The sequence below is a fragment of the Edaphobacter sp. genome (assembly GCF_035532915.1).
In the GTDB taxonomy this organism is placed as follows: Bacteria; Acidobacteriota; Terriglobia; order Terriglobales; family Acidobacteriaceae; genus Edaphobacter.
The window spans coordinates 1-4,310 of sequence record NZ_DATKQC010000046.1; the positions used below are offsets into that span (position 1 = coordinate 1).

At 56.5% G+C, this 4,310-nt stretch carries 2 protein-coding genes; both read right to left on the minus strand.

The window, feature by feature from the left end:
- On the minus strand, nucleotides 1-2,216 hold a 2,216-nt coding region (locus VMU57_RS02385), incomplete at its 3' end, for a beta-glucosidase family protein (protein WP_325380408.1).
- Nucleotides 2,217-2,428: 212 nt separating this feature from the next.
- Nucleotides 2,429-4,042 carry a carboxylesterase/lipase family protein gene (locus VMU57_RS02390; RefSeq protein ID WP_325380410.1) on the minus strand — a complete coding sequence of 538 codons (1,614 nt, stop codon included), beginning with the start codon at nucleotides 4,040-4,042 and terminating at the stop codon, nucleotides 2,429-2,431.
- Nucleotides 4,043-4,310: the final 268 nt, after the last annotated feature.

Consider the following 4,310-nt stretch of genomic DNA (forward strand, 5'->3'; position numbering starts at 1 on the left):
TCTTCGCTCAGTGGCAAGTCGCGCGAAGAGGAACCGGCCCATACCTTATAGCTGCCTGGAACGACTTCCCACTGGCTGTGGGGCTCATCGTAGATAGAAAAGTACAGCGGTTCAGCGTCTACCGTGACTATCCTTGATTCACCGGCGGCCAACGCAACTTTCTGCCACCCGATCAGACGCTTCGGCGGTTCCTGAGCGGCGGCTGGCAGTGTGATGTAGACTTGCGCGGTTTCGCTGCCTGCTCGTGAGCCCGTATTTGTCACTTTGAAACTAACCTTCAGCGACTTGCCTGGAGTTGCCTTCAAATCGGTGTAGGCGAAGGTCGTGTAGGACAATCCAAAGCCGAACGGAAAGAGTGGCTGCTTATTCTCCGCGTCGTACCACTTATATCCAACCTTGAGCCCTTCGTTGTAGTGAACGTCGAAGACCTTGGTGTTAACTTTGAAACCCGGTAGGCCCGGCATGTCTTCGAGCGGCCCATCTGGCTGCAGAGTCTCAACAGGATGCGGGAGATCAGCTTCAGACTTCGGAAACGTAAGTGGTGTTCTGCCTGAGGGGTTCACATCACCGAAGAGAATATTGGTGATCGCTTCTGCTCCGCGAATACCCGGATACCAGCTCTCCAACACGGCGGAGACTCCGTCGATCCACGGCATGGTGACGACACCACCGGTCTCGAGCACCACAATCGTGTGCGGGTTAGCTTTAGCGACTGCCTCGATCAAGGCATCCTGCTTTTCAGGCAGCGATAGATTTGGTAAATCGATATTTTCAGACTCGTGCTGCCATGCGAACACGATCGCAACATCGGCGGATTTCGCAACACGGGCAGCTTCCTCAAGATCGGTGCCATCATTGAATTCGACCGTGGCATTAGGAGCCTTGGCCCGAATCGCCTTCAAGGGTGACGAGCGATGCCAGATCTTCACCTTGAAGATAGACATGAGATCGCCAGAGTCCTCCAGCGGATCATGGACTGCATTGCCACCTGCAGGATCGACCTGGCCGGAGCCTCCTCCGGAGAGAACGCCCGCATCGGCATGACCACCGATGACGGCGATCGATCGAATACGCGATGCGTCCAGCGGAAGCTGCTGTGCGGCATTCTTCAGCAACACGGCTCCCTGCTCCTCTGTCCGTTGCGCAACGTCCATGCCATGTTGCACGTCGACCACACTGGTGTGCATGGGGTAATCAACGATGCCCGTGGCGAATTCGGTACGAAGAATACGGTGGACCATGGAATCAAGCTGCGCCTGCGGAATTTTCCCAGCAAGGACGGCTTGCTTGAGCGGTTCTCCAAAGTAGGTGTCGCCTGGCATCTCCATATCGAGTCCGGCGAGCGCAGCCTTCACCGTCGAATGTGTTCCACCCCAGTCAGAGACCACAAAGCCTTTGTAGCCCCACTCTTTCTTCAATACCTGGTTCAACGTGTAGTCGTTTTCACAGGCATAGTTGCCGTTGATCTGGTTATAGGAGCACATTACCGCACCCGCATTGGAGTCACGAATGCCAATCTGGAAAGCAAGCAGGTCAGACTCTTGCATCGCTCGCTTGCTGATAACGGAGTTCGAGAAGTTGCGGCCAGCCTCCGAATCGTTAATTGCGTAATGTTTGATGTCGCCGATAACGTGTTGGTCTTGCTCTCCGCGCATCTCCTGGCCCACAAGAGTTCCGGCGAGGATCGGGTCTTCGCCCTTGTACTCGAAGGTGCGTCCGTTCCGAGGCTCACGGGTAAGATCTACTCCGCCGCCAAGCGACATATTGAAACCCTGAGCGCGAAGTTCTGAACCGATGACAGCACCGTAGTCATAGGCAATGCCTGGATCCCATGTGGCCGCTTCGGCTACGGCTGAAGGAAGTGCCGTCGAGTAGCGGCCATTCATCGCGCTTCGTGCGACGCCGACAGCAGCATCTGACATCTGGATGTCAGGTAGTCCGAGCCGCTCAATGCCAGGAACAAACCCAGCTCCCATACGGGAACGGACGCCGGGTTCTGATGTAGGAGCCTTGAATAAAGAGGCCCAGCCAAGCCCGTGGAGCAGTTGTATCTTCTCGTCGAGCGTCATCTCTGCAAGCACTAAGTCTGCTCGCTTGTCCGGCGAGAGTTCCTTGTTTCCCCACGGCCTTTTCGACTCTTGCCTGGGTGCTTGTGCCTGAGCGCCTGTAAAGGCGAAGACTGCCAGCAGAGAAATGACTACGGCTCTTCCGTTCATTGTTATTCCCTCAATTCGTTGGTGTGAATGTTTGGAGATACATCCAGTGCGAAACTCGCCGCACCGCTCAAACTTTTAAATGCCCGGGCCGGCAGAAGCAGGTTGCATATTTTTCGGAAGACCATAGACATTCTTGTGTGCGATGACGTTTGAGAGCGCAGGCTGTTGAACGGAAGCAGCCTGCGCCATGGGTGGACGTGCGAGCCGCGGACCTACTTCTTGGCCGAGCCCGGAAGATGAGCAGCCGGAGACTGCGGGGCTGAGCTGGAGACGTAAGCCGCAGTGACATCAAGCCGCGCCTTCCAGGGGTCCTGCTCAGCGACAGGCCCATCTTTCGTGAAGTCCATGATCTGATCTTCACCGGGAGAGTAACGCGGCCACGCGATCGCATTGCCGGTGCTGGGATCACCGGTCTTTGCGAAGGCGACCCAGTAATCGAGGGTCTGGTGCGCGATCTTCTCGTCGGCAGGTGTGAGCTTGTCACCATATCTCGCAGCTACCGTGTCGAAGACAAACGGAATCTCCGTGGCATGTGGCGCGCCGGGCCACTCACTACGCATGCTCTCCGCAACATAGGAGAATCGATACTCATAACTGGGCAGATTGCGCGAAGCGTAGACCGCCGCGATGAAGCGCGCGGGCTCAACCATCAAACGATCCATGGAAAGCTCCGTTCGGACCATCCTGGTGTCGGCAGTGCCTTGAGGATCATAAGCAGCGATGGCCTGCTGCTTGAGTGTGCCAAACGGAGCGAAGAGCGCCTCTTTTGTATCGCCGAAGACAAAGCCAATGTCCAGGCTGTTCGCTCCCACCATGATGGGTACAGCGGCGCCTGCGCCGGAGAGATAGACCGATTGCGGATCGGCAACAACCAATCGGCCGTCGATCATCGGGCCGGAGTAGGTAGGATCGCCCATGCTGGCCATGTTCAGCTTGTTGCATACCTGGTCGGCTGACAGCTTGCGTAACGCGGCAAGTGCCTCCTTGCCAGTGCCGTGGATACCCATCTTATCGGCGAAGGCAATGCCCGCTGTCTCAGCCGATGGCGGCCCATTAGGAACCTGTATGCTCAGGTATCGTTGGCCGCCAAGATTGGTGCGGCCGCCTCCGGATTCGATGATGGCCCTGTTGAACAGGCCTTCTGCCATCGGTGTTGTGAGCAACGTGTGGACCGAAAAACCACCGGCAGATTCACCGAAGATCGTCACATTGGCAGGATCACCACCGAAGGCCTCCGCATTGCGCTTCACCCATTGGAGAGCAGCAACCTGATCCATGAAGCCATAATTGCCCAGGACTCCATCAGCATTTTCTTTCGTCAGCTCGGGAAAGCCGAAGAAGCCAAAACGACCAAGTCGGTAGTTGAAGCTGACCAGCACAACCCCTTTGGCCGCGAACTTATCGCCCGAATAGACCGCAGGGGAGCTGCCGCCGTTTACGAAGCCGCCACCATAGATCCACACCATAATCGGTAGCTTGGCACCAGGAGCAGCATCCGCGGGGCGCCAGACATTCGCGTAGAGGCAGTCCTCAGCCGGAGGCGTGCCCAATGGAGCGGCGTCACCCGGAAACGGGTTCTGCATGCAATCAGCAGCGTATGCCTTCGCGGGACGCACACCGGACCAGTGTTTCACCGGCTGTGGCGCACGCCAGCGAAGTTCCCCGACGGGAGGCGCCGCAAAGGGGATGCCTTTAAACGAGGTGACCGAGCCGTCGGTGCTACCCTCGATCTTGCCCGAATCGAGCGTGACCTGCTGCGCGAAGGCAGAGGCGATAAGAGTAGTCGCGAGCAAAGCGGAAGAAAAAAGCGAGCGATACAGATTCATGAAGCGTTCTCCTAAGAACATCAATTCGCGGTGGTCTTGAATAATACGTGAGTCGCCGAGACCTAAACTAGAGCAGCCACGGGCTGTTCTTCCCTGTCCCTTCGCTAAAAGTTCAGCTTCAATGCAAACTGGAACACTCGTGGTTGATAAGCAGAACTCAAGGCAGTGATCTGTCCAAAGTTCGAACCTCCCAACGAAGAGTTCGGCACCGCAAAGTTTGACGTGTTGGTGATATTGAAGCCTTCTGCACGAAACTCAAGCTTCATAT